The sequence below is a fragment of the Vallitalea sediminicola genome, assembly GCF_054408565.1.
In genome coordinates, this window is the sequence record NZ_BTPT01000282.1 from 1 (window position 1) to 282 (window position 282).

At 33.3% G+C, this 282-nt stretch carries 1 protein-coding gene; it reads left to right on the forward strand.

Annotated features, from left to right (window positions below; translation table 11 throughout):
- Positions 1-282: hypothetical protein (locus ACX6CF_RS26755; protein WP_458788422.1), on the forward strand; the 282-nt coding region annotated here is incomplete at both ends.

A 282-nucleotide genomic window follows, 5' to 3' on the forward strand; every position in this document is an offset into this window, starting at 1 on the left:
TAAAAAAACGAAAGTATCAAATACAAGATAAATTAACTGCAGAGTTACAAGCGCAAATCGACAGCGAAATAGCGACCCTAAATCAAGAGTATGCAGAATTAGAGAAAGAGTTGATGGGGTATCGAGAAAAGATATCGCGTGATCATATTGTTATGAGAGCTATGGATGGTCAGTTAGTGACTATCAACTTTGAATATATTCTTAAGGTGACCTTTAATAATCAACTTAGTCTTGTCGATAAAACACAATTGTTCTTTAGCCAAATAGGATCATTTTTAATAG